Origin of the sequence: Amycolatopsis bartoniae (assembly GCF_014191255.1) — a bacterium.
GTDB lineage: Bacteria > Actinomycetota > Actinomycetes > Mycobacteriales > Pseudonocardiaceae > Amycolatopsis_E > Amycolatopsis_E bartoniae.
Window position 1 is genome coordinate 1 of sequence record NZ_JACHWH010000010.1, and the last position, 23499, is coordinate 23499.

The 23499-nt window shown below is 72.1% G+C and carries 23 protein-coding genes and 1 pseudogene; 22 read left to right on the forward strand and 2 right to left on the reverse strand.

Annotation, left to right across the window (positions count from 1 at the left end; translation table 11 throughout):
• The 6 genes and pseudogenes from FHX82_RS30805 to FHX82_RS30830 all read left to right on the forward strand — a co-directional run.
• Positions 1-316, forward strand: a pseudogene (locus FHX82_RS30805) (prepilin peptidase); the annotation flags it as partial.
• 33 nt (positions 317-349) lie between these two features.
• Positions 350-1537 (forward strand): chorismate synthase, encoded by a 1188-nt coding sequence (aroC, locus tag FHX82_RS30810; protein WP_145933914.1) that lies wholly within the window; start codon positions 350-352, stop codon positions 1535-1537.
• Positions 1538-1548: 11 nt separating this feature from the next.
• Positions 1549-2058, forward strand: coding sequence for a shikimate kinase (locus tag FHX82_RS30815; protein WP_145933933.1), 510 nt, complete (start codon positions 1549-1551; stop codon positions 2056-2058).
• On the forward strand, positions 2055-3164 hold the full coding sequence (gene aroB / locus FHX82_RS30820; protein ID WP_145933913.1) for a 3-dehydroquinate synthase: 1110 nt from the start codon (positions 2055-2057) through the stop codon (positions 3162-3164). Before FHX82_RS30815 ends, aroB begins: the two co-directional genes overlap by 4 nt.
• Before the next feature lie 37 nt (positions 3165-3201).
• The gene (gene aroQ / locus FHX82_RS30825) at positions 3202-3633 is read left to right on the forward strand and encodes a type II 3-dehydroquinate dehydratase (RefSeq protein ID WP_145933912.1); all 432 of its coding nucleotides are present in this window, start codon (positions 3202-3204) and stop codon (positions 3631-3633) included.
• A 329-nt stretch (positions 3634-3962) separates the two neighbouring features.
• Positions 3963-5465 (forward strand): glycoside hydrolase family protein, encoded by a 1503-nt coding sequence (locus tag FHX82_RS30830; protein ID WP_145933911.1) that lies wholly within the window; start codon positions 3963-3965, stop codon positions 5463-5465.
• A gap of 3 nt (positions 5466-5468) precedes the next feature.
• Here the strand turns inward: FHX82_RS30830 and FHX82_RS30835 are convergent, their stop codons facing one another.
• Positions 5469-6011, reverse strand: a complete 543-nt coding sequence (locus FHX82_RS30835; protein WP_183176935.1) for a B-4DMT family transporter — start codon at positions 6009-6011, stop codon at positions 5469-5471.
• Positions 6012-6053: 42 nt separating this feature from the next.
• On the opposite strand from FHX82_RS30835, the gene FHX82_RS30840 reads away from it, so the two are divergent.
• Genes FHX82_RS30840 through nusB form a run of 3 tightly spaced genes read left to right on the forward strand, consistent with a single transcriptional unit; the run spans position 6054 to position 8186 of the window.
• Positions 6054-7133, forward strand: coding sequence for a M24 family metallopeptidase (locus FHX82_RS30840; protein ID WP_145933910.1), 1080 nt, complete (start codon positions 6054-6056; stop codon positions 7131-7133).
• A gap of 43 nt (positions 7134-7176) precedes the next feature.
• Positions 7177-7740 (forward strand): elongation factor P, encoded by a 564-nt coding sequence (gene efp, locus FHX82_RS30845; RefSeq protein ID WP_145933909.1) that lies wholly within the window; start codon positions 7177-7179, stop codon positions 7738-7740.
• The gene (gene nusB, locus FHX82_RS30850) at positions 7737-8186 is read left to right on the forward strand and encodes a transcription antitermination factor NusB (protein WP_145933908.1); all 450 of its coding nucleotides are present in this window, start codon (positions 7737-7739) and stop codon (positions 8184-8186) included. Before efp ends, nusB begins: the two co-directional genes overlap by 4 nt.
• Before the next feature lie 44 nt (positions 8187-8230).
• On the opposite strand, the gene bldD is transcribed toward nusB, so the two are convergent.
• Positions 8231-8719, reverse strand: a complete 489-nt coding sequence (bldD, locus tag FHX82_RS30855; RefSeq protein ID WP_020422358.1) for a transcriptional regulator BldD — start codon at positions 8717-8719, stop codon at positions 8231-8233.
• A 244-nt stretch (positions 8720-8963) separates the two neighbouring features.
• Here bldD and pyrR point away from each other — a divergent pair, with 244 nt between their 5' ends.
• The 13 genes from pyrR (at position 8964) to FHX82_RS30920 (ending at position 23456) form a co-directional block, all read left to right on the forward strand.
• Positions 8964-9554: a bifunctional pyr operon transcriptional regulator/uracil phosphoribosyltransferase PyrR gene (pyrR, locus tag FHX82_RS30860; protein ID WP_145933907.1), complete on the forward strand. Its 591-nt coding sequence runs from the start codon at positions 8964-8966 to the stop codon at positions 9552-9554.
• Entirely contained in the window at positions 9551-10480 is a 930-nt protein-coding gene (locus FHX82_RS30865; protein WP_145933906.1) for an aspartate carbamoyltransferase catalytic subunit, read from the forward strand. Before pyrR ends, FHX82_RS30865 begins: the two co-directional genes overlap by 4 nt.
• Positions 10477-11769: a dihydroorotase gene (locus FHX82_RS30870; RefSeq protein WP_145933905.1), complete on the forward strand. Its 1293-nt coding sequence runs from the start codon at positions 10477-10479 to the stop codon at positions 11767-11769. The genes FHX82_RS30865 and FHX82_RS30870 overlap by 4 nt, the downstream gene beginning before the upstream one ends.
• Entirely contained in the window at positions 11769-12272 is a 504-nt protein-coding gene (locus FHX82_RS30875) for a PH-like domain-containing protein (protein WP_145933904.1), read from the forward strand. Before FHX82_RS30870 ends, FHX82_RS30875 begins: the two co-directional genes overlap by 1 nt.
• The gene (gene carA / locus FHX82_RS30880) at positions 12269-13393 is read left to right on the forward strand and encodes a glutamine-hydrolyzing carbamoyl-phosphate synthase small subunit (RefSeq protein ID WP_145933903.1); all 1125 of its coding nucleotides are present in this window, start codon (positions 12269-12271) and stop codon (positions 13391-13393) included. The genes FHX82_RS30875 and carA overlap by 4 nt, the downstream gene beginning before the upstream one ends.
• Positions 13393-16716 carry a carbamoyl-phosphate synthase large subunit gene (carB, locus tag FHX82_RS30885; RefSeq protein ID WP_145933902.1) on the forward strand — a complete coding sequence of 1108 codons (3324 nt, stop codon included), beginning with the start codon at positions 13393-13395 and terminating at the stop codon, positions 16714-16716. Before carA ends, carB begins: the two co-directional genes overlap by 1 nt.
• Positions 16713-17558 carry an orotidine-5'-phosphate decarboxylase gene (gene pyrF / locus FHX82_RS30890; RefSeq protein WP_145933901.1) on the forward strand — a complete coding sequence of 282 codons (846 nt, stop codon included), beginning with the start codon at positions 16713-16715 and terminating at the stop codon, positions 17556-17558. The genes carB and pyrF overlap by 4 nt, the downstream gene beginning before the upstream one ends.
• A gap of 118 nt (positions 17559-17676) precedes the next feature.
• Positions 17677-17994 (forward strand): integration host factor, actinobacterial type, encoded by a 318-nt coding sequence (gene mihF, locus FHX82_RS30895; RefSeq protein WP_017983071.1) that lies wholly within the window; start codon positions 17677-17679, stop codon positions 17992-17994.
• On the forward strand, positions 17991-18656 hold the full coding sequence (gene gmk, locus FHX82_RS30900) for a guanylate kinase (protein WP_145933900.1): 666 nt from the start codon (positions 17991-17993) through the stop codon (positions 18654-18656). Before mihF ends, gmk begins: the two co-directional genes overlap by 4 nt.
• Positions 18653-18925, forward strand: coding sequence for a DNA-directed RNA polymerase subunit omega (gene rpoZ / locus FHX82_RS30905; protein WP_145933899.1), 273 nt, complete (start codon positions 18653-18655; stop codon positions 18923-18925). Before gmk ends, rpoZ begins: the two co-directional genes overlap by 4 nt.
• Positions 18918-20156 (forward strand): bifunctional phosphopantothenoylcysteine decarboxylase/phosphopantothenate--cysteine ligase CoaBC, encoded by a 1239-nt coding sequence (coaBC, locus tag FHX82_RS30910; RefSeq protein WP_145933898.1) that lies wholly within the window; start codon positions 18918-18920, stop codon positions 20154-20156. The genes rpoZ and coaBC overlap by 8 nt, the downstream gene beginning before the upstream one ends.
• Positions 20157-20200: 44 nt before the next feature.
• Entirely contained in the window at positions 20201-21403 is a 1203-nt protein-coding gene (gene metK / locus FHX82_RS30915; protein WP_183176946.1) for a methionine adenosyltransferase, read from the forward strand.
• On the forward strand, positions 21396-23456 hold the full coding sequence (locus FHX82_RS30920; protein ID WP_145933897.1) for a primosomal protein N': 2061 nt from the start codon (positions 21396-21398) through the stop codon (positions 23454-23456). Before metK ends, FHX82_RS30920 begins: the two co-directional genes overlap by 8 nt.
• Positions 23457-23499 lie beyond the last annotated feature (43 nt).

Consider the following 23499-nt stretch of genomic DNA (forward strand, 5'->3'; position numbering starts at 1 on the left):
GGTCGCGGGCCCGGGGCCGCAGCTGGCTGTCCGCGCGCTCGTCGCCGCGAGCTTCTTCGGCGGCTTGCACCTGCTCGTCCACGCGTTGTCGCGCCGGTCGCTCGGCGCCGGGGACGTCAAGCTCGCGGGCGCGCTGGGTGGCGTGCTGGGCGCGGCGAGCTGGGGTGCGCTCGGGGTTGCGGCGGTGCTGGCGGCCGTGGTCACCGCCGCCCTCGCACTCACCCGCCGCTGGGGCCGGGGCGTGCCGCACGGTCCGGGCCTGCTCGCGGCCGCGTGCCTGGTGGCGCTGTTCCCGGGAAGAGGTGTGGGCGCTTGATTCCCGCAGGAGGTGACGTGACAGGATCGTGAGGTGTTGCGCTGGATAACCGCAGGTGAATCGCACGGCCCCGCGCTGGCCGCCGTGCTGGAAGGAATGGTGGCCGGGGTCGAGGTCACCACCACCGAGGTGGGCGAGCAACTCGCCCGCCGACGGCTGGGCTTCGGCCGGAGCCCGCGGATGGGTTTCGAGACCGACCACATCGAGTTCCTCGGCGGTGTCCGGCACGGCGTCACCCAGGGCGGCCCCATCGCGGTCCACATCGAGAACGCGGAATGGCCCAAGTGGGACAAGGTGATGGCCGCGGATCCGGTCGACCCGGCCGAGCTCGAGGGCCTCGCGCGGAACGAGCCGCTGACCCGGCCCCGTCCCGGCCACGCGGACCTGCCCGGCATGCAGAAGTACGGCTTCGACGAGGCACGGCCGGTGCTCGAACGCGCCAGCGCGCGGGAGACCGCGTCGCGCACCGCCCTCGGCACCGTGGCGCGGGCCTTCCTGCGGCAGCTGCTCGGCGTGGAGATCATCAGCCACGTGATCTCGATCGGCGGTGCGGTGGCGCCGGAAGGCCCCCTGCCGGGGCCAGGGGATCTCGCCGCCATCGACGAGAGCCCGGTGCGCGCCTTCGGCCAGGAGGCCACCGATGCGATGGTCGCCGAGGTCGACGCGGTGCGAAAGGCGGGTGACACGGTCGGCGGGGTGATCGAGGTGATCGCCTACGGCCTGCCGCCGGGCCTGGGCTCGCACGTGCACTGGGACCGGCGGCTCGACGCGCGGCTCGCGGGTGCGCTGATGGGCGTGCAGGCGATGAAGGGCGTCGAGGTCGGGGACGGGTTCACCACCGCCCGCCGCTGGGGCAGCCAGGCGCACGACGAGATCGACCGCGGCTCCGGCCCGGTCGGGGTGACCCGCCGGTCGAACCGGGCCGGAGGACTGGAGGGAGGCATCACCAACGGCGAACCGGTCCGGGTCCGGGTCGCGATGAAGCCGATCTCCACGGTGCCCAAGGCGTTGTCCACTGTGGACGTCCAGACGGGTGAGCCCGCGGTGGCGATCCACCAGCGGTCCGACGTGTGCGCGGTACCGCGGGCCGGGGTCGTGCTGGAGTCCGTGGTCGCGCTCGTGGTCGCCGATGCCGCGCTGGAGAAGTTCGGCGGTGACTCGCTCGCCGAGACCAAGCGCAACGCCGAGGGCTACCTCAAGGCGCTGGAGGAGCGGTGGTGAAGCCGTGTGTCGTGGTCGCCGGGCCGCCCGGGTCCGGTAAGAGCACGGTCGGGCCGCTGCTCGCCCGGCACCTCGGGGTCGGGTTCCGGGACAGCGACGACGACATCGTCGCGCGGGAGGGCCGGTCCATCGCCGACATCTTCACCGGCGACGGCGAGCCGGCATTCCGCGAGATCGAGGCGGAGGTGATCGCGCAGGCGCTCGCCGAGCACGAAGGGGTGCTGTCCGTCGGGGGTGGCGCGGTACTGGCCCCTGCCACGCAGGAGCGGCTGCGCGGGCATCCGGTGGTGTTCCTCAACGTCGGGTTCGCGACCGGGGTGCAGCGCGTCGGGCTGTCCACCGCGCGTCCGCTGCTGGCCGGGGTCAACCCGCGCGCCACGTACCGGAACCTGCTCGAAGCCCGCCTGCCGGTCTACCGCTCGGTGGCGACCATCGAGGTCGCCACCGACGACCGCACGCCCGAGGAGATCGTGGCCGCCATCGCGGCCGAGCTGACCCAGGAACTGGAGAAGACGCAGTGACCGAGCCCGTGCGGATCCGGGTCGAGACGGGCCACCCCTACGACGTCGTGATCGGGCGCGGGCTGCTCGGCGACCTGACCGACGCGCTGAAGGACGCCTCGAAGATCGCCCTCATCCACCCGCCGACGCTCACCACCACCGCGGAGGCCATCCGCGACGAGCTCAACCAGGCCGGTCTCGACGCGCACCGCGTGGAGATCCCCGACGCGGAGGACGGCAAGGCCCTCACCGTGGCGAGCTTCTGCTGGGAGGTGCTCGGGCGCATCGGGCTCGACCGCCGCGGCGTGGTCGTCGGCCTCGGTGGCGGCGCGGTCACCGACCTCGCCGGGTTCGTCGCGGGCACCTGGATGCGCGGCGTGCGGCTGGTCAACGTGCCCACCACGCTGCTCGGCATGGTCGACGCGGCGGTCGGGGGCAAGACCGGCATCAACACCGAGGCCGGCAAGAACCTCGTCGGCGTCTTCCACGAGCCCAGCGCCGTGCTGGCCGACCTGGCGACGCTGGAGAGCCTGCCGCCCAACGAGCTCGTCGCCGGGATGGCCGAGGTGGTCAAGGCCGGGTTCATCGCCGACCCGGAGATCCTCGACCTCATCGAGGCCGACCCGGCCGCGGCGGTCGACTCCACCGGTGACGTCCTCGGTGAGCTGGTCCGCCGTTCGATCCAGGTGAAGGCCACCGTCGTCGCGGCCGACCTGCGCGAGTCCGACCTGCGGGAGATCCTCAACTACGGGCACACCCTCGGGCACGCGATCGAGCGGCGCGAACGGTACCGGTGGCGCCACGGTGCGGCGGTGAGCGTCGGGCTGGTGTTCGCCGCAGAGCTCGCCCGCCTCGCCGGGCGCCTCGACGACGCGACCGCCGACCGGCACGCGGCGGTCCTGAAGCTGCTGGGCCTGCCCACGAGCTACGACCCGGACGCGCTGCCTCAGTTGCTGGAGACGATGCGCGGCGACAAGAAGACGCGGTCCGGCGTCCTGCGGTTCGTCGTGCTGGACGGTCTCGCCAAGCCCGGGCGTCTCGAAGGGCCAGACCCGGCCCTGCTCGCGGCGGCCTACTCCGCGGTGGCCGGCGAAAAGCCCGCCGAGGGCGGGAGCGTCCTGCTGTGACGGCGGGGCACACGCGGCGGAACGAGGGGAGTGCGCGGTGAAGGTGTTCGTCCTCAATGGACCCAACCTCGGGCGGCTGGGCAAGCGGGAGCCCGCGGTGTACGGCTCGACCACGCACGCGGACCTCGCGGAGCTGTGTGTCAGGACGGGGAACGAGCTGGGCCTGGACGTCGAGGTCCGCCAGACCGACCACGAAGGCGAAATGGTCGGCTGGCTGCACGAGGCCGCGGACGGCGGATTCCCGGTGGTGCTCAATGCCGGGGCCTGGACGCACTACTCGATCGCCGTTCGGGACGCCGCCGCGCAGCTGACCGCTCCGCTGATCGAGCTGCACATCTCGAACGTGCACAGGCGCGAGGAGTTCCGCCACCACAGCGTGCTGTCCGACATCGCGACGGCCGTCATGGCGGGTCTCGGCGTGCCGGGATACGCCCTCGCGCTCCGCTGGCTGGCCGACAACGCCCACTGACCGCGGCCCGCCTGCCGGCGGGTCCACTGTGGATAGTGGGAACCCGGGAATGCCTGCGGGCTCCCGAACGCCGGTGGGGCACACCTCGTCCAGACAGCGAACGGCCGGGCGCCACCACCCGCCGTTCCCCGGAGCGCCTGGGCGGTCTCCTGGCCATCGTCGTGCGGCACGGCCGGCGACCCTTGTCCGCCCAGCGGCATCCGCCCGGGCGAGAACCCCGTCCAGCCGGAAAACCTGCGTCCAACTCGTCACGCACGGGGCCGGGCGTCACCCACGAGGGTTAAGGACCTCCTACACTGACGCAGCCATCGACGGAAGGTCACCACTCCATGCGCGGGTTCCGACAGCGGCAGGCCGCTGCCCTCCTCACCGTTGTGCTCGGCGCGGCCCTCGCCGCCTGCACACCGGGCAACGCGCAGACCCAGGCGGAGGGCGACGGCGGCCTCGGCGGCACCCAGCGCGGCGCGGACGCGAAACCCGCCCAGGTCGCGCTCGCGACCGGCGCGGCCAGACAGAGCGCCGGGGTCGTCGCGGCCGGCGGCCCCGGCGCGCCGTACAACTACGGCCCCAGCGTCATGCTCGACGGCACCACCACGCGCATGTGGTGGTGCAGCCAGTACCCGACCGCAGCCCCGCCCGGGGACGACATCCTCTACGGCGAGTCCGCTTCCCTCGACGGCCCCTTCACCGGCCCCGGCGGCGCTGTCCCGCCCGCCGTGCTCTCCGGCAACCCCGGCCAGTTCGACGGCGTCCACACGTGTGACCCGTCGGTGGTCCGCGTCGACGGCACCTACTACCTCTACTACACCGGCGCCGCCGGTGATCACGCGCTCGGCAACGCCATCGGGCTCGCCACCAGCACCGACGGCCTCACGTGGACGCGCAGCCCTGGCCCGGTCGTCGGTCCGTCCCACGACGTGCACCGCGACAACACCTACGGCGCCGGCCAGCCCTCGGCCGTCTACCTCGACGGCTGGTTCTACCTCATGTTCACCGACACCACCGGCCAGGCCGCGGGCTGGAACGGCGCCGGGCAGTTCGTCCTGCGCGCCAAGGACCCCGCCTTCAGCAACGGCGTGGAATCCTTGACCGCCAAGGGGTTCACCCCGGTCTCCGGCACGAGCACCCCGCGCGCCGTCTCGCTGGTCGACGCCTTCAGCGCGGACCTCGAGTGGGTCGACGGCCTCGACGCCTTCGCCATCGCCCACGAGACGGAGAACGGCACCACCCTCACCTTCTGGAACCGCGACTTCACCGCCCACCCCTACCGCGAGGTCGTCATCCCCGGCGCCTGGCGGGAAGGCCCCGGCCTGGTCCGCCGCCCCGACGGGCACGCCCCGGCGTCGGCCACCGACCCGTGCGGGCGGATCCCGTTCGACGTCGTCCGCGCGACCAGCCTCGGCGAGGCCAACGCGCCCACCGACCTCAAGCACTTCGGCCTCGACGTCACCGGCGTCAACGCCTGCGCCACCCGGGACCGCGCGATCGGCGTGCTCGACGGGTTCGCGATGCCCTCGCCCGTGCGCACGATGGACCTGGTGGCGGACGGCAAGCTCGTCCGCGTCGACCGCCGGTCCGTCGCCGTGCAGCTCGCGAACCACGTGCTCGACCAGCGCCTCGACGCCCTCGACGGCGTCCCGGTGTCCGCGCACCTGACGGCCGGTGCCCCCGCCGTGCAGGCCACCGGGCTCGGCCTCGGGCTGGTGCTCGACGGCGGGAACCTCTGGCTCGTGCACCCCGCCACGGTCGCCACCCTCAACGGCTCGCCCGTGAAGACCGTCAGCGCGGCCGAATGGCGCGCCTACCCGGAAGCCGGCACGCTCGGCCGCTGACGCCTACTCGCGCCGCGGCGTCGGCGACGGCGTGCGGCGCCGTCGCGGCGAGGGGGAGGGGCGGCGCCGCGGACGCTCGGCAGCGGGCTCACCAGAGTCCCCAGCGGGCTCGACAGAGTCAACAGACTCAACAGGCTCGACAGGGTTCGCGGCTTCCGGCCGGGTGAGCCGCCCGCCGGCGAGCAGGCCGAGCCCCGCCGGAACGAGCACCAGCAGCGCGGTGAACGCGGCGCCACCGGTGAGCGCGGGCTGCAGCTCCGCGGTCCCTGCCTGGTCCACGAAGATGCCGCGGCCGATCACGTACAGCACGCCCGAGCCCAGCCCGGCGACGAGCGACGCGATGAGCCAGGTGCGCCCGGCGTCCTCCCGGCGCAGCCACGCGTCGACCGCGCTCCAGAGGGCCGCCGCGCCGACCAGCAGCGCGATCACGACGATCCGCACGGTGAGCAGGCCCGTGGGGTTGTAGACCGTCGCCTTCGCCAGTGCCGTGTCCGCGATGGCGTGCAGGAACGCCATCGCGAGTCCTCGCGTCAACCAGGGCCGCATCGTGCCACTGTAAGGCAACCCGTGAGTAAGTAAGGTGAGGCCGTGCCCGATCGCCATGCCACCCGCCGGGACGCGCTGCGTGCCCTGCTCCGCGAGGCCGGTGCCGACGGCCTGCTCGTCACCGACCTGCTCAACATCCGCTACCTGACCGGCTTCACCGGCTCCAACGCCGCGCTTCTGCTACACGGCGACGGCGAAGACGGGACGCTGTTCTGCACCGACGGCCGGTACGTCACGCAGGCGGCGGCGGAGGTGCCCGACCTCGAACACGTCATCGACCGCGACAGCGCGGCGGCGCTCGCCAAGCGCGCCCGGGGCCGCACGGGGTTCGAGAGCCAGCACGTGAGCGTCGAGCAGTACGAGGTCTTCACCACCACGGCGCAGGACGCCGACCTCGTGCGCGCACCCGGTCTAGTCGAACGGCTGCGGCTGATCAAGGACGAGGACGAGATCGACGCCGTGCGCCGGGCGTGCGCCGCCGCCGACGCCGCGCTCGCCGAGCTGCTGGAGCGCGGCGGCATCCGGCCCGGTCGCACCGAGCGGGAGATCGCGCGGGACCTGGAGAACCTGATGCTGGACCACGGTTCGGCGGCGCCCTCCTTCGACTCGATCGTGGCGGCCGGCGTCAACTCCGCGATTCCGCACCACCGCCCGGCCGCCGACGTGCTGCGGCAGGGGGACTTCCTCAAGCTCGACTTCGGGGCGACCGTCGACGGCTACCACTCCGACATGACCCGCACGCTCGTGCTCGGCGAGCCGGCGGACTGGCAGCGCGAGCTGTACGAGCTGGTGCGCCGCGCCCAGGTGGCGGGCACCGGGGCGGTACGGCCGGGGGCCCGGACGGCGGACGTCGACCGGGCCGCACGCGAGGTGATCGAGCAGGCCGGGCACGGCGAGGAGTTCTCGCACGGCCTCGGTCACGGGGTGGGACTGGAAATCCACGAGGCGCCCAGTCTGGCGAAGAAGGGCGACGGTACACTGTCCGTCGGTATGACGGTCACCGTCGAGCCAGGCGTCTACCTCGCCGGCCGTGGTGGCGTCCGCATCGAGGACACGCTGGTCGTGCGGGACACGGTTCCCGAACTCCTCACCCTGAGCAGCAAGGACCTCGTGGTCGTCTAGCGGCGGCCACGACTCGACAGACAACAGGAGAACTGGACAACCCGTGGCCACCACCAACGACCTGAAGAACGGCCTGGTGCTCAACCTCGACGGCCAGCTGTGGTCCGTCGTCAGCTTCCAGCACGTGAAGCCGGGCAAGGGCGGCGCCTTCGTGCGCACCACCCTCAAGCACGTGCTGTCCGGCAAGGTGGTGGACAAGACGTTCAACGCCGGCACCAAGGTGGAGACCGCGACCGTCGACCGCCGGAACATGACGTACCTGTACAACGACGGCGCCGACTTCGTGTTCATGGACGGCGAGACGTTCGACCAGATCACCGTGCCGCGCGAGACAGTCGGCGACGCCGCGAACTACCTGCTGGAGAACACCGAGGCGCAGGTCGCGGTGCACGAGGGCGTCCCGCTGTACGTCGAGCTGCCCACCTCGGTCGAGCTGGTCATCCAGCACACCGACCCGGGCCTGCAGGGCGACCGCTCCACCGGCGGCACCAAGCCCGCGACCCTGGAGACCGGCGCGGAGATCCAGGTCCCGCTGTTCGTCACCACGGGCGAGAAGGTCAAGGTGGACACCCGCGACGGGCGGTACCTGGGCAGGGTCTCGTCTTGAGTGCTCCCACTTCGCGGCGCGGCGGCTCTCCGAGCCGCCGCGCTTTGCGCAGGCGAGCCGTCGAGATGCTCTACGAAGCCGCGCAGCGTTCCCTCGATCCGGTGACGCTGCTGGCGGACCGGGTCGGTTCGATCGAGGTGGACCCGGTCGGGGACTACACGATCTCGCTCGTGGAGGGCGTCACGAAGCACCGCGAGCGGATCGACGAGCTGCTCGCGGAACACGCGCAGGGCTGGACGCTCGACCGCATGCCGCCGGTGGACCTGGCCGTGCTGCGCGTCGGGGTCTACGAGCTGCTGTGGTCGGCGGACGTGCCCGACCCGGTGGCCATCGACGAGGCGGTCGGCCTGGCCAAGGAGCTCTCGACCGACGACTCGCCCCGTTTCGTCAACGGCGTGCTCGGCCGGATCGGCAACATCGCCGACCGCCTGCGCGCCGTCCTCTAGGCCGGTCTTTCGAGGAGGGCGGGGCGAACTTCCCCGCCCTCCTCTCAGTCTTCTTTCGCGGGGCGGGCTTCGGGTGGCAGCACGCCCCAGTCGATGAGCTGCTCGGTCAGCTCGCCGGGGGTCATGTCGTAGATGATCGCCAGCGACCGCAGGTCCTCGGTGCGGATGGACAGCACCTTGCCGTTGTAGTCGCCGCGCTGGCTCTGGATCGTCGCGGCGTAGCGGGCCAGCGGTCCGACCTTCTCCGCGGGCAGCTGCTGCAGCCGCTCCAGGTTGATGACGATCTTGGTGGCGGGCTCGGCACCGGAGGGCACCCGGCCCTCGGGCAGCAGCTCGACCACGGGCACGCCGTAGAAGTCGGCGAGCTCGGCGAGCTTCTGGACGGTGACCGCCCGGTCCCCGCGTTCGTAGGACCCGACCACGACCGCCTTCCAGCGGCCGCCGGACTTCTGCTCGACCCCGTGCAGGGACAGCCCCTGCTGCTGGCGGATCCCGCGGAGCTTGGCCCCGAGCGCCTTGGCGTAATCGCCCATCTGGTGGTTCTCCGTTTCCTCGCCCAGCCGGTCGGGAGGACCGCCGTGGGACTGCTGCGCTGAATACTCAGAGTAATGGTTACGCATTGTCGTCACCAGGTCAAGCAAAGGCTTCCCCGGGAAGGAGGCGTACCACCCCGCGAGGACAGCAGGCCGCCTTGTTATTGTCGTATGGATTCCCTGGCCAAGCAGGGGGTCGACGTCCTTTAAGGACCCGTCCGGTGAGGCGGGGAAGGAGTCTGCCGTGGCGTCACGCCCTCGTGGCGCGGCGGAGCCGGGTGGCGAGCGCGAGCTGCTCTCGTCCGGCGATGTCGCGCGCACCATCGCCCGAATGGCCCATCAGGTCATCGAGAAGACCGCGCTGGGTGCCGATTCGGGTGAACTTCCGGTGCTGCTCGGAATTCCCACCCGGGGCACCCCGCTGGCCGGCCGGCTCGCCGGCCGCATCGCCGAGTTCGCCGGGGTCCGCCCGCCCGCCGGCGCCCTCGACATCACCCTCTACCGCGACGACCTGCGCCGCAGGCCCACGCGCCCGCTCGCCGCGACGCAGGTGCCCGACACCGGCATCGACGACCGGATCGTGGTCCTGGTCGACGACGTGCTCTTCTCCGGCCGCACCGTCCGCGCGGCGCTCGACGCCCTGCGCGACCACGGCCGTCCCCGCGCCGTGCAGCTCGCCGTCCTCGTCGACCGCGGGCACCGCGAGTTCCCGATCCGCGCCGACTACGTGGGCAAGAACGTGCCCACGTCGCGTTCGGAAGAGGTGCAGGTGCTGGTGTCCGAGATCGACGGGCGGGACGCGGTGATCCTGCGGGGGAAGGGGGAGAACGCGTGAAGCACCTGCTGGCGACCGAAGGCCTCGACCCGGAACTGGCCACCGCCGTGCTCGACACCGCGGACGAGCTGAAGAAGACACTGCTCGGCCGCGAGGTGCGCAAGCTGCCCACGCTGCGCGGCCGCACGGTCGTCACGATGTTCTACGAGAACTCCACGCGCACCCGGGTCTCGTTCGAGATCGCGGGCAAGTGGATGAGCGCGGATGTGATCAACGTCTCCTCCAGTGGCTCCTCGGTGAGCAAGGGGGAGTCGCTGCGGGACACCGCGCTCACGCTCGCCGCCGCCGGCGCCGACTGCGTGATCGTCCGGCATCCCGCCTCCGGCGCCGCGCACCGGCTGGCCGGGTGGCTCGCCGAAGCGGGCACGGCCGTGGTCAACGCGGGGGACGGGATGCACGAGCACCCGACGCAGGCGCTGCTCGACGCCGCGACGCTGCGCGAGCGGCTGGGCACGCTGTCCGGCAGGCGGGTCGCGATCGTCGGCGACGTGCTGCACAGCCGCGTCGCCCGCTCGAACATCCACCTGCTCACCGCGCTCGGCGCCGAGGTCGTGCTGGTCGCGCCGCCCACGCTGCTGCCCGCCGGGGTGGCCGGCCTGCCGGTGACGGTGTCGCACGAGCTGGACGCCGAGCTGCCGGGCGTGGACGCCGTGATGATGCTGCGCGTGCAGGCCGAGCGGATGACCGGCGGGTTCTTCCCGTCGGCACGCGAGTACTCGATCGCCTACGGGCTCAGCGAGAAGCGGCTGGAACTGCTGCCCGAGCACGCGGTCGTGCTGCACCCCGGCCCGATGCTGCGCGGCATGGAGATCGCGTCGGCGGTCGCCGACGCGCCCTCGGCGGCGATCACCGAACAGGTCCGCAACGGGGTGCACGTCCGCATGGCGGTCCTGTACCACCTGCTGGCGGGGGAGGAAGAGAAGTGACTCTGCTCATCAGGGGTGCCCGGCTCTACGGCGAGGGCGAGCCGGTCGACGTCCTGGTCGACAACGGCGTGATCAGTGAAATCAGCCCGGCGATCGGATCCGGCTCCGAGGACGTCGAGGTGGTCGACGCGGGCGGGCAGGTGCTGCTGCCCGGGTTCGTCGACCTGCACACCCACCTGCGGGAGCCCGGCCGCGAGGACGCCGAGACCGTCGAGTCGGGGTCGGCCGCGGCCGCGCTCGGCGGGTACACCGCCGTCTTCGCGATGGCCAACACCGATCCGGTCGCGGACAACGCGGTCGTGGTCGAGCACGTGTGGCGTCGCGGCCGCGAGACCGGGCTGGTCGACGTGCACCCGGTCGGCGCGGTGACCGCCGGGCTCAAGGGCGAGAAGCTCGCCGAGCTGGGCACGATGGCCAAGTCCGCGGCCGGGGTGCGCGTGTTCTCCGACGACGGGCACTGCGTCGCCGACCCGCTGCTGATGCGCCGGGCGCTGGAGTACTCGACGGCGCTGGACGTGGTGATCGCCCAGCACGCCGAGGAGCCGCGCCTCACCATCGGTGCCCAGGCACACGAAGGCGAGAACGCCTCGCGGCTCGGGTACGCGGGCTGGCCCGCCTCGGCGGAGGAGTCGATCGTCGCCCGTGACTGCCTGCTCGCCCAGCACGCCGGAGCGCGGCTGCACATCTGCCACGTCTCCACGGCGGGCACCGTCGACGTGCTGCGCTGGGCGAAGGATCGCGGAACGCGGGTCTCCGCCGAGGTCACCCCGCACCACCTGCTGCTGACCGACGAGCGACTGGCCACCTACGACCCGGTGAACAAGGTCAACCCGCCACTGCGCACCGCGGGTGACGCCGCGCGCCTGCGGGCCGCGCTCGCCGAGGGCGTCCTCGACTGCGTCGCCACCGACCACGCCCCGCACGCGGTGCAGGACAAGGACTGCGAGTGGGCCGCGGCCCGGCCGGGGATGCTCGGCCTGCAGACGGCGCTGTCGGTGGTCACCGAGACGATGGTCCGCACGGGCCTGCTCGACTGGCGCGGTGTCGCCCGCGTGATGAGCGAGCGCCCGGCGGAGATCGCCGGGCTGGCCGACCAGGGCCGCCCGCTGGAGGTGGGGGAGCCGGCGAACCTGACGCTGGTCGACCCGGACGCGGAGTGGACGGTCCGGGGCGCGGAGCTGGCGAGCATCGCCGCCAACACCCCGTACGAGGGCATGCGGCTGCCGGGCGTGGTGACCCTCACGCTGCTGCGCGGGCAGATCACGGCACGGGAAGGGAAAATTGTCTGATGGAACGTTTCGTCCTGGTGCTGATCGTGCTCGCCGTGTTCGCGCTCGCCCTCTGGGGCATGCGGGTGGGCTGGCGACGACGAGCGCGTTCGCAGAGCGTTCTCGTCCCGCCGTTCCCGCAGGTGCCCGACGAGCCCGGTGAGCTGCTGCTGCCGGAGGCGCCGGGCCTGTACGTGAGCACCACGACGGCGGGCAACTGGCAGGACCGCATCGTCACGCGCGGCATGGGGCTGCGCGGCCGCGCGGTGCTGCGCCGCTACGCCGGCGGGGTCGAGGTGGACCGGGCGGGCGCGCCCGGGTTCTGGATCCCGAACGACGCCGTCGTCGGCGTCCGGCGCGGCAGCGCGATCGCCGGGAAGGTGATGGGCAGCGACAGCCTGCTGATCCTCACCTGGCGGCTCGGCGACGTGGAGCTCGACACCGGGTTCCGCGGCGACGACCACGGGGTCTACGAGCAGTGGACCGAGAGCTTGGGGCACGAGATCAAGGGAGGGGCCCAGTGAACGCGAAGACACCGGCCGCGCTGGTACTGGAGGACGGCCGGGTGTTCCGCGGCTCGGCCTATGGGGCACAGGGGCGCACACTCGGCGAGGCGGTGTTCTGCACCGGCATGACGGGGTATCAGGAGACGCTGACCGACCCGTCGTACCACCGGCAGATCGTGGTGCAGACGGCGCCGCAGATCGGGAACACGGGCTGGAACGACGAGGACGACGAGTCGGCGCGCATCTGGGTGTCCGGTTACGTGGTGCGGGACCCGGCACGGACGCCGTCGAACTGGCGCTCGCGGCGGACGCTGGACGAGGAGCTGTCGCGGCAGGGCGTGGTCGGGATCTCGGGCGTGGACACCCGCTCGCTGACCCGGCATCTGCGGGAGCGGGGCGCGATGCGCGCCGGGGTGTTCTCCGGGGACGCCTTCGCCGACGAGGCCGCGATGGTGGACCAGGTCCTGGCGAGCCCGCCGATGAAGGGCGCCGACCTGGCGGGCGAGGTCACGACGCCGCAGCCATACGTGGTGCAGGCGCAGGGCGAGCGGCGGTTCCGCGTCGCGGCACTCGACCTGGGGATCAAGTCGAACACGCCGCGGCAGATGACGCAGCGCGGGATCGAGGTGCACGTGCTGCCGGCGGCGAGCACGATCGACGACCTGCTGGCGGTGGAGCCGGACGGGGTGTTCCTGTCCAACGGCCCCGGCGACCCGGAGACGCAGACCGAGGCGATCGCGCTGACCCAGGAGGCGCTGCGCCGCGAGATCCCGTTGTTCGGGATCTGCTTCGGCAACCAGATCCTCGGCCGTGCCCTGGGTCTGGGCACGTACAAGATGCGCTACGGCCACCGCGGGATCAACATCCCGGTGATCGACGTCGAGACCCGCCGCGTGGCGATCACGGCGCAGAACCACGGGTTCGCCCTGGAGGGCGAGCCGGGGCAGACCTTCGACTCGCCGTTCGGCACCGCGAAGATCAGCCACTACTGCCCCAACGACGACACCGTGGAAGGCGTGCGCTGCGCTGACGTGCCCGCCTTCTCGGTGCAGTACCACCCCGAGGCCGCGGCAGGCCCGCACGATGCCGCGCCGTTGTTCGACGAGTTCGTGACTCTGATGGAGAAGAAGAGCCAGTAATGCCCAAACGCACTGACATCGAGCACGTCCTCGTCATCGGGTCCGGTCCGATCGTGATCGGGCAGGCCGCGGAGTTCGACTATTCCGGCACGCAGGCGTGCCGGGTGTTGCGGCAGGAGGGTTTGCGGGTCTCGCTGGTGAATTCGAACCCGGCGACGATCATGACGGATCCGGAGTTCGCGGATGCGACCTATATCGAGCCGGTGACGCCGGATTTCGTGGAGAAGGTCATCGCCGCCGAACGCCCCGACGCGCTGCTGGCCACGTTGGGTGGCCAGACGGCGCTCAACACCGCGGTGGCCCTGCATGAGCGGGGGGTGCTGGAGAAGTACGGCGTCGAGTTGATCGGCGCGGATATCGACGCGATTCAGCGGGGGGAGGATCGGCAGAAGTTCAAGGACATCGTGCGCGCCATCGGCGGGGACGTGCCGCGCAGCCGGGTGTGTCATTCGATGGACGAGGTGCGTGACACCGTCGCCGAACTCGGCCTGCCGGTGGTGATCCGCCCGTCGTTCACCATGGGCGGGCTCGGCTCGGGCATGGCGCACACCGACGACGAGCTGGAACGCCTCGCCTCGGTGGGGTTGGCGGAGTCCCCGGTCACGGAGGTGTTGATCGAGGAGTCGGTGCTGGGCTGGAAGGAGTACGAGCTGGAGTTGATGCGGGATCGCCGGGATAACGTGGTGGTGATCTGCTCGATCGAGAACGTGGACGCGATGGGCGTGCACACCGGGGATTCGGTCACCGTCGCCCCCGCGATGACGCTGACCGACCGGGAATACCAGCACATGCGGGATGTGGGGATCGCGGTGCTGCGGGCGGTCGGGGTGGACACCGGCGGCTGCAACATCCAGTTCGCGATCAACCCCGACGACGGGCGGATGGTCGTGATCGAGATGAACCCGCGGGTGTCCCGCTCCAGTGCCCTGGCGTCGAAGGCGACCGGGTTCCCGATCGCGAAGATCGCGGCGAAGCTGGCCATCGGCTACACCCTGGATGAGATCCGCAACGACATCACCGGTGAGACCCCGGCCTCCTTTGAACCGGCCCTGGACTATGTGGTGGTCAAGGTGCCCCGGTTCGCGTTCGAGAAGTTCCCCGGGGCCGACCCGGAACTGACCACGACGATGAAGAGCGTCGGCGAGGCGATGGCGATCGGCCGCAGCTTCCCCGAGGCGCTGGGCAAGGCCCTGCGGTCGATCGACACCCAAGCCGCCGGATTCTGGACCCGTCCCGACCCGGAGGGTGCGACGCTGGAGAACACCCTCGAAGCGCTGCGCACCCCGCACGACGGCCGCCTGTACGCGGTCGAGCGGGCGTTGCGGCTGGGTGCGACGGTGCAGCAGGTGCACGAGGCCAGCGGGCTCGACCCGTGGTTCATCGACCAGATCGCCCTGATCGGCGAGGTCGGCGCCCAGGTTCGCGACGCCGCCGTGCTGGACGCGGACCTGCTGCGGGTAGCGAAGCGCACCGGCCTGTCGGACCAGCAGATCGCCGCGCTGCGGCCGGAGTTGGCCGGGGAGGACGGCGTCCGCACGCTGCGCCACAGGCTCGGGGTGCGGCCGGTGTTCAAGACCGTAGACACCTGTGCCGCGGAGTTCGCCGCGAAGACGCCGTACCACTACTCCGCCTACGAGTCCGACCCCGACGCGGAGTCCGAGGTCACCGCCCAGAGCGACAAGCCCAAGGTGCTCATCCTGGGCTCGGGCCCCAACCGCATCGGGCAGGGCATCGAGTTCGACTACTCCTGCGTCCACGCCGCCATGGCACTGCGCGACGCCGGCTACGAAGCCGTGATGATCAACTGCAACCCCGAAACCGTCTCGACCGACTACGACACCTCCGACCGCCTCTACTTCGAACCGCTGACCTTCGAGGACGTGCTCGAAGTGGTCAACGCCGAGCGCGAATCGGGCACGGTCGCCGGGGTGATCGTGCAGCTCGGCGGCCAGACGCCGCTGAAGCTGGCGAAGCGCCTCGCCGACGCGGGCGTGCCGATCGTGGGCACCCCGCCGGAGGCCATCCACCTGGCCGAGGACCGCGGCGCGTTCGGCGAGGTGCTCGGCGACGCCGGGCTGCCCGCGCCGAAGTACGGCACCGCGACGTCGTTCGAGGGCGCCAAGCGGGTCGCCGACGAGATCGGCTACCCGGTGCTGGTCCGCCCGTCCTACGTGCTCGGCGGGCGCGGCATGGAGATCGTCTACGACGAAGCCTCCCTCGCCGGGTACATCCGCCGCGCCACGGAGGTCAGCCCCGAGCACCCCGTGCTCGTGGACCGCTTCCTCGACGACGCCATCGAAATCGACGTCGACGCCCTGTTCGACGGCGAGGAGCTCTACCTCGGCGGCGTCATGGAACACATCGAGGAAGCCGGGATCCACTCCGGTGACTCCTCCTGCGCCCTGCCGCCGATCACGCTGGGCCGCCAGGACGTCGAGACCGTGCGGGCCTCCACCGAGGCGATCGCCCGCGGCGTGGGCGTGCGTGGCCTGCTCAACGTGCAGTACGCCCTCAAGGACGACGTGCTGTACGTGCTGGAAGCCAACCCGCGCGCGTCCCGGACTGTGCCGTTCGTGTCCAAGGCCACCGGCGTGCAGCTGGCCAAGGCCGCGTCGCTGATCATGACCGGGACCAGCATCAAGGAGCTGCGCGAGCGCGGTTTGCTGCCCGCCGAGGGCGACGGCGGGCACCTGCCCGCAGACGCGCCGGTGGCGGTCAAGGAGGCCGTGCTGCCCTTCCACCGCTTCCGCACGCCGGAGGGCAAGGGTGTGGACTCGCTGCTCGGGCCGGAGATGAAGTCCACCGGCGAGGTCATGGGTGTGGACACCTCGTTCGGCGAGGCGTTCGCGAAGTCCCAGGCCGGGGCGTACGGCTCGCTGCCCACCTCGGGCCGGGTGTTCGTGTCGGTCGCGAACCGGGACAAGCGCTCGCTCGTGTTCCCCGTCAAGCGCCTCGCCGACCTCGGGTTCGAGATCCTCGCGACCTCGGGTACCGCGGAGGTGCTGCGGCGCAACGGCGTGGCCTGCACCGAGGTGCGCAAGCATACGGAAGACGCAGCGGGGTCTCCGGTCTCCGGCCCCAACATCGTGGACGTGATCCTGGACGGCGGCGTGGACATGGTCATCAACACGCCCTACGGCAACAGCGGGCCGCGGATCGACGGCTACGAGATCCGCACGGCCGCGGTGTCGCGCGACATCCCCTGCATCACCACGGTGCAGGGCGCCGCGGCCGCCGTGCACGGCATCGAGGCCCTGATCCGCGGCGACATCGGGGTCCGCTCGCTGCAGGACCTGCAGGCGGCCCTGCGGGCGCACGGATGAGCGGTCCCACCGGCGGCTCCGCTGCTCCGTTCGGGCGAAGGCTGACGGAAAAGATCGCCGTCCGCGGGCCGTTGTGCGCGGGCATCGACCCGCATCCGGGCCTGCTGGACGCGTGGGGACTGGACGCCACGGCCGCCGGGCTGGAGAAGTTCGCGCTCTCGGCGGTCGAGGCGCTGGCCCCCGAGGTGGCCGTGGTCAAGCCCCAGTCGGCGTTCTTCGAGGCCTTCGGGGCCCCGGGGATCGCCGTCCTGGAGCGGGTGGTCACCGAGGCCCGGCTGGCCGGCGCGCTCGTCCTGCTGGACGTCAAGCGGGGCGACATCGGCTCCACGATGGGCGCGTACACCGCTGCGTACCTGAACGGTCACAGCGCGCTCGCGGCGGACGCCGTGACGGTCTCGCCGTACCTCGGGTTCGGCGCCCTCGTGCCCGCGATCGAGGCCGCCCGCGCGGAGGGCAGGGGCGTGTTCGTGCTCGCCCGCACCTCCAACCCGGAGGCGGGCGAGCTGCAGAACGCCTTGCTGCGCAACGGAAAGACCGTGGCCCAGTCCATAGTGGACCAGGTCGCGGCCCTGAACGCGGGCGCCGCGCCGCTCGGGGACGTCGGCGTGGTCGTCGGCGCCACTGTGGCCCCCGGCGAGCTGGACCTGAGCGCGCTCAACGGGCCCGTCCTGGCACCCGGTTTCGGGGCCCAGGGAGCGACCGTGGGTGATCTTCGTGCGCTGTTCGGGGCCGGCCTGCGGGGCGTGCTCCCGGCATCGTCGAGGGACCTCCTGAGGCGTGGCCCGGACCCCGCGGCGCTGCGCGCGGGAGTCCGCGAAGTTCGGCAATCATTGGATGAATGAGGGTTAATATCAGGCCCCTGACCGCGCACTCAGCGGCCACCCCCGCATTGTGGCGGGTGCCCGGGGGTGGGTACCGTCGCGTCACCCACCCGGAATTTTGAGTACTACGGAGGAAAACGTGGCACTTCCCCAGCTGACCGAGGAACAGCGCAAGGCAGCGCTGGAGAAGGCTGCTGCCGCTCGTCGTGCCCGTGCCGAGCTCAAGGAACGCCTCAAGCGGGGCGGCACCACCCTGACCGACGTGCTCAAGCAGGCCGACGAGGACGAGGTCCTCGGCAAGATGAAGGTCTCCGCCCTGCTCGAGGCTCTCCCCGGCGTCGGCAAGGTGCGCGCCCAGCAGACCATGGAGCGCCTGGAGATCGCGCCGAGCCGCCGGCTCCGCGGCCTTGGCGACCGGCAGCGCAAGGCGCTGCTGGCCGAGTTCAGCGGCGAGTGAGCCGGTCAGGCGACGACCACGTGGTAGCGGCCGGTGCTCCCGCCGGCCGGGCGACGGACGGTGAGCCGGTCCGGGGGCAGCGCCCCCGGCGCCGGCTCACCGTCGTCTCGGGTCCTTCCGGAGTCGGCAAGTCCAGCGTGGTCGGTGAGCTGCGACGGCTGAACCCGGACATCTACTTCAGCGTTTCGGTCACCACCCGGCCCCCGCGGCCGGGCGAGGTCGACGGCGAGCACTACCACTTCGTCGACCGGGCCGTGTTCGACAAGATGGTCCGGGCGGGCGAGCTGCTGGAGCACGCCGAGTTCACCGGCAACTGCTACGGCACCCCCCGCGAGCCCGTCGAGCGGGCGCTGGCCGAGGGCAGGCCCGCGGTGCTGGAGATCGAGCTGCAGGGCGCGCGGCAGGTCCGCGAGGCGATGCCCGACGCACGGCTGGTCATGCTGATGCCGCCGTCGTGGGACGAGCTGGTCGGCAGGCTGACCGGCCGGGGCACCGAGGCGCAGGCCGCGGTGGAGGCCCGGCTGGCCGAGGCGGAGCGCGAGCTGGCGGCCGCGGGGGAGTTCGACGCCCGTGTCGTCAACGCCGACGTCCGGGAGGCCGCGCGTGAGTTGTTAGACTTGATGGACACGGACTTCGAATCGATTCGGGAGCAACACGAGTGACCGCAGCGCTGGGTACCCATGGTGAAGAGCTCGAAGGCATCACCAACCCGCCGATCGACGACCTGCTGGCGAAGGTCAGTTCCAAGTACGCGCTGGTGATCTACGCCGCCAAGCGTGCCCGCCAGATCAACGACTACTACGCCCAGCTCGGCGAGGGCCTGCTGGAGTACGTCGGCCCGCTCGTCGAGCCGGGCCCGCGCGAGAAGCCGCTGTCCATCGCCCTGCGCGAGATCCACGGCGGCCTGCTCGAGCACACCGAAGGTGAGTGACAAGCCCCGCGTCGTCCTGGGCGTGGGCGGCGGTATTGCCGCCTACAAGGCCTGTGAGGTGCTGCGCGGGCTGACCGAGTCCGGTCACGACGTCCGCGTGGTGCCCACGGAGGCCGCGCTGAACTTCGTCGGCGCGGCCACCTTCGAAGCGCTGTCCGGGCACCCGGTGCACACGGGTGTGTTCACCGAGGTGCCCGAGGTGCAGCACGTGCGCGTGGGCAAGGAAGCCGACCTGGTTCTGGTCGTGCCCGCCACCGCCGACCTGCTGGCCCGCGCGGCGCACGGCCTGGCCGGGGACCTGCTCACCAACACCCTGCTCACCGCCCGGTGCCCGGTCGCGTTCTTCCCGGCCATGCACACCGAGATGTGGGAGCACCCCGCCACGCGCGACAACGTGGCGCTGCTGCGTGCGCGCGGCACCTTTGTCGCCGAGCCCGCCTCGGGCCGGCTGACCGGCGTGGACACCGGCAAGGGCCGGCTGCCCGACCCGGCCGACATCGTCGACCTCGCCCGGCTGCTGCTGGCCCGGCGGGACGCACTGCCCCGCGACCTCGAAGGGCTGCGGGTGGTCGTGTCCGCGGGCGGCACCCGCGAGCCGCTCGACCCCGTCCGCTACCTCGGCAACCGCTCCTCGGGCAAGCAGGGCTACGCGCTCGCCCGCGTCGCCGCGCAGCGCGGCGCCGAGGTCACCCTGGTCGCCGGGCACACCGTGGTGCTGCCCGAGCCCCCGGGAGTGACGATCACCCGCGTGTCCACTGCGGAGGAGATGCGCGTCGCGGTGCGCGAGAGCGCCGCGAGCGCCGACATCGTGGTCATGGCCGCGGCCGTCGCGGACTTCCGCCCCGCCGGGCGCGCGGAGTACAAGATCAAGAAGTCCGACGACCAGCCCGATCCCACGATCGTGCTGGAGCGCAACGCCGACATCCTCGCCGAGCTGGTCGCCGCCCGCACCCCCGGCCAGGTGGTGGTCGGGTTCGCGGCCGAGACCGGTGACGAGCACGGCTCGGTGCTCGACCACGCCCGCGCGAAGCTCAAGCGCAAGGGCTGCGACCTGCTCGTGGTGAACGCCGTCGGCGACGGCCGCGCGTTCGAGGTCGAGGACAACGCGGGCTGGCTGCTCGCGGCGGATGGCGAGGAACGTCCGATTCCGCTCGGGTCGAAATCACAGCTGGCGGCCACAGTGTGGGACGCGGTGGCACACTTCCATCAGTACTCGAGGTCGCCTGGTTAGGCTGGACCCGGTTTCCGACCGATGGATGGGAAGTGACGAGCACCGTGACCGATTCGACGCGCAGGTTGTTCACGTCGGAGTCCGTGACCGAGGGGCATCCGGACAAGATCTGCGATGCGATCAGTGATTCGGTGCTGGACGCGTTGTTGGAGAAGGATCCGCGTAGCCGGGTTGCGGTGGAGACGCTGATCACCACGGGTCAGGTGCATGTGGCGGGTGAGGTCACCACCGAGGCGTATGCGGATATTCCGACGATCGTGCGGGAGAAGATCCTCGACATCGGTTACGACTCCTCGGCCAAGGGCTTCGACGGGAACTCCTGTGGCGTGAACGTGGCGATCGGTGCCCAGTCGCCGGATATCGCGCAGGGCGTGAACACCGCGTACGAGTCGCGGTTGGAGTCGGCGCTGGACGAGCTCGACCGCCAGGGCGCGGGGGATCAGGGGTTGATGTTCGGTTACGCGTGTTCGGACACCCCGGAGCTGATGCCACTGCCGATCGCGTTGGCGCACCGGCTGTCGCAGCGGTTGACCCGGGTGCGCAAGGACGGCGTGCTGCCGTATTTGCGTCCGGATGGCAAGACGCAGGTGACGATCGAGTACGCCGGGGATCAGCCGGTGCGCCTGGACACCGTGGTGCTGTCGACCCAGCACGCGGAGGGCATTGACCTGGAGGCGATGCTGGGGGTGGATATCCGGGAGCAGGTGGTGTCGCCGGAGTTGGCGGGGCTGGAGCTGGACACGACGGATGTGCGGTTGCTGGTGAACCCCACCGGTCGGTTCGTGATCGGTGGTCCGATGGGGGACGCGGGGTTGACCGGGCGGAAGATCATCGTGGACACCTATGGCGGGATGGCTCGTCATGGTGGTGGTGCGTTCTCGGGCAAGGATCCGTCGAAGGTGGATCGCTCGGCGGCGTATGCGATGCGGTGGGTGGCGAAGAACGTGGTGGCGGCGGGGTTGGCGACGCGGGTGGAGGTGCAGGTGGCGTACGCGATCGGGAAGGCGGCGCCGGTGGGGTTGTTCGTGGAGACGTTCGGGACGGAGACGGTGGATCCGTCGAAGATCCAGTCGGCGATCACGCAGGTGTTCGATCTGCGTCCGGCGGCGATCATCCGGGATCTGGATCTGTTGCGTCCGATCTACGCGCAGACCGCCTCCTACGGGCATTTCGGCCGTCCGGAGCTGTCCCTGCCGTGGGAGAACACCGACCGCGCCGACGCGCTGCGCAGCGTCGCCGGTGCCTGAGGGCACCGAAACCACCCCCCTCTGGGACCTGCCCCAGGCGAAACCACGCCCCGCGGGCAGGCCCAAGGCGGCCCGCAAGGGCCAGCAGCAGCCCGCCGCGACCGACCCGATCGCCCGGATCGTCGTGGACGTGCCGCTCGCGCACCTCGACCGGACCTTCGACTACCAGGTGCCCGACAAGCTCGACGCGGACGCCGTGCCCGGCTGCCGGGTGCGGGTCCGCTTCGCCGGGCAGCTGGTCGACGGGTTCCTCATCGAGCGCGCCGCCACGACCGAGCACACCGGGCGGCTGGTGTTCCTGGAACGCGTGACCTCCAGCGAACCGGTGCTGAGCCCCGGGCTCGCGGCGCTCGCCCGCACCGTGGCGCAGCGCTACGGCGGCACGATGATCGACGTGCTGCGGCTGGCGCTTCCACCGCGGCACGCCAAGGCCGAGGGCGAACCGCCCCGGCCGCGCGCCGAGGTGCCTGCCGCGCCCGCGCAGACGGGGTGGAGTCGCTACCAGCGGGGTGAGGCGTTTCTCGAAGCTCTGCGCGGCAACCGGCAGGCGCACGCCGTGTGGCAGGCGCTGCCGGGCGAGGACTGGCCGGCCCGGCTCGCGGAGGCGGCCGCCGTCGTCGCCGCGAACGGACGCGGCGCGGTGCTCGTGGTGCCCGACCAGCGGGATCTCGCGCGGGTGCACGCGGCCTGCGTGGCGTTGTCCGGGGACGAAGCGGTGGTCGCGCTGTCGGCGGAGCTGGGGCCCGCCGAACGGTACCGGCGGTGGCTCGCGGTGTCGCGCGGTTCGGTGCCGATCGTGGTCGGCACCAGGGCGACGATGTTCGCGCCGGTGACCGATCCCGGGTTGTACGTGGTGTGGGACGACGGGGACGACCTGCACGTGGACCCGCACATGCCGTATCCGCAGGTGCGGGACGTGCTGACCCTGCGGGCGCACGCGGACTCCGCGTCGCTCGTGGTGGCCGGGTTCGCCCGCACGGCGGAGGCGCAGCTGCTGGTCGAGACCGGCTGGGCGCATCCCGTCGTCGCGTCGCGCGAGGAGCTGCGCAAGGCCGCGCCCCGCGTGACGCCGGTGGGGGAGGACTTCGACGTGGCGCGGGACGAAGCGGCCCGCGCGGCCCGATTGCCGTCGGTCGCGTTCGAGGCGGCGCGTCAGGCGCTGTCGGCGGGCGCGCCGGTGCTGGTGCAGGTGCCGCGGCGCGGGTACGTGCCCGCGCTGGCGTGTGCGCAGTGCCGGACTCCGGCGCACTGCCGCCGGTGCGCGGGCCCGCTCGCGCTGGGGGGCGGCCCGGGGAACCCGCCGGCGTGCCGGTGGTGCGGGGCGCCGGAGGGAAACTTCCGGTGCCAGGCGTGTGGTTCGCCGCGGCTGCGGGCGATGGTGGTGGGGTCGAAGCGGACGGCGGAGGAGCTGGGCCGGGCGTTTCCCGGCGTGCCGGTGCGGACCTCGGGGGCGCAGGAGGTGCTCGCCACGGTGCCGGGCAAGCCGGCGCTGGTGGTGTGCACGCCGGGCGCGGAACCGGTCGCGGAAGGCGGATACGGGGCGGCGCTGCTGCTGGACGGCTGGGCGTTGCTGGGGCGCCAGGACCTGCGGGCGGCGGAGGAGACGCTGCGCCGGTGGATGGCGGCCGCGGCGCTGGTGCGCCCGTCGGCGGCGGGCGGCCGGATCGTCGTCGGCGCCGAGGCGGGGCTGACCGCGGTGCAGGCGCTGGTGCGGTGGGACCCGGCGTGGCACGCGGAGCGGGAGCTGGCGGAGCGGCGGGAGCTGGGCTTCCCGCCGGCCGTGCGGATGGCGAGCCTGGAGGGCACCCCGGAAGCGGTGGCGGCGCTGCTCGGCGAGCTGGCGCTGCCGGAGTCGGGGGAGGTCCTGGGCCCGGTGCCGTTGACGGAACCGGACGAGGACGGCCGCAGCGAGCGGGAGCGAGCCCTGGTGCGCGTCCCCCGCTCGGACGGCCGCGCGCTAGCCGCGGCGCTGGCCGCGGCGCAGGCGCAACGCGTGGCGCGCAAGGAACCCGAGCCGGTGCGCATCCAGCTGGACCCGCTGGAGCTGATCTAGCTTCGACCGTCGGGAGCGGGGGAAGCGCGGCCCCATAGACTGG

Coding starts and splice junctions, on each gene's coding strand:
- pyrF (WP_145933901.1), top strand. CDS start 16,713: ATGAGCGGTCCCACCGGCGGCTCCGCTGCTCCGTTCGGGCGAAGGCTG.
- FHX82_RS30835 (WP_183176935.1), bottom strand. CDS start 6,011: ATGCGGCCCTGGTTGACGCGAGGACTCGCGATGGCGTTCCTGCACGCC.
- bldD (WP_020422358.1), bottom strand. CDS start 8,719: ATGGGCGATTACGCCAAGGCGCTCGGGGCCAAGCTCCGCGGGATCCGC.
- FHX82_RS30830 (WP_145933911.1), top strand. CDS start 3,963: ATGCGCGGGTTCCGACAGCGGCAGGCCGCTGCCCTCCTCACCGTTGTG.
- FHX82_RS30875 (WP_145933904.1), top strand. CDS start 11,769: ATGGAACGTTTCGTCCTGGTGCTGATCGTGCTCGCCGTGTTCGCGCTC.
- carB (WP_145933902.1), top strand. CDS start 13,393: ATGCCCAAACGCACTGACATCGAGCACGTCCTCGTCATCGGGTCCGGT.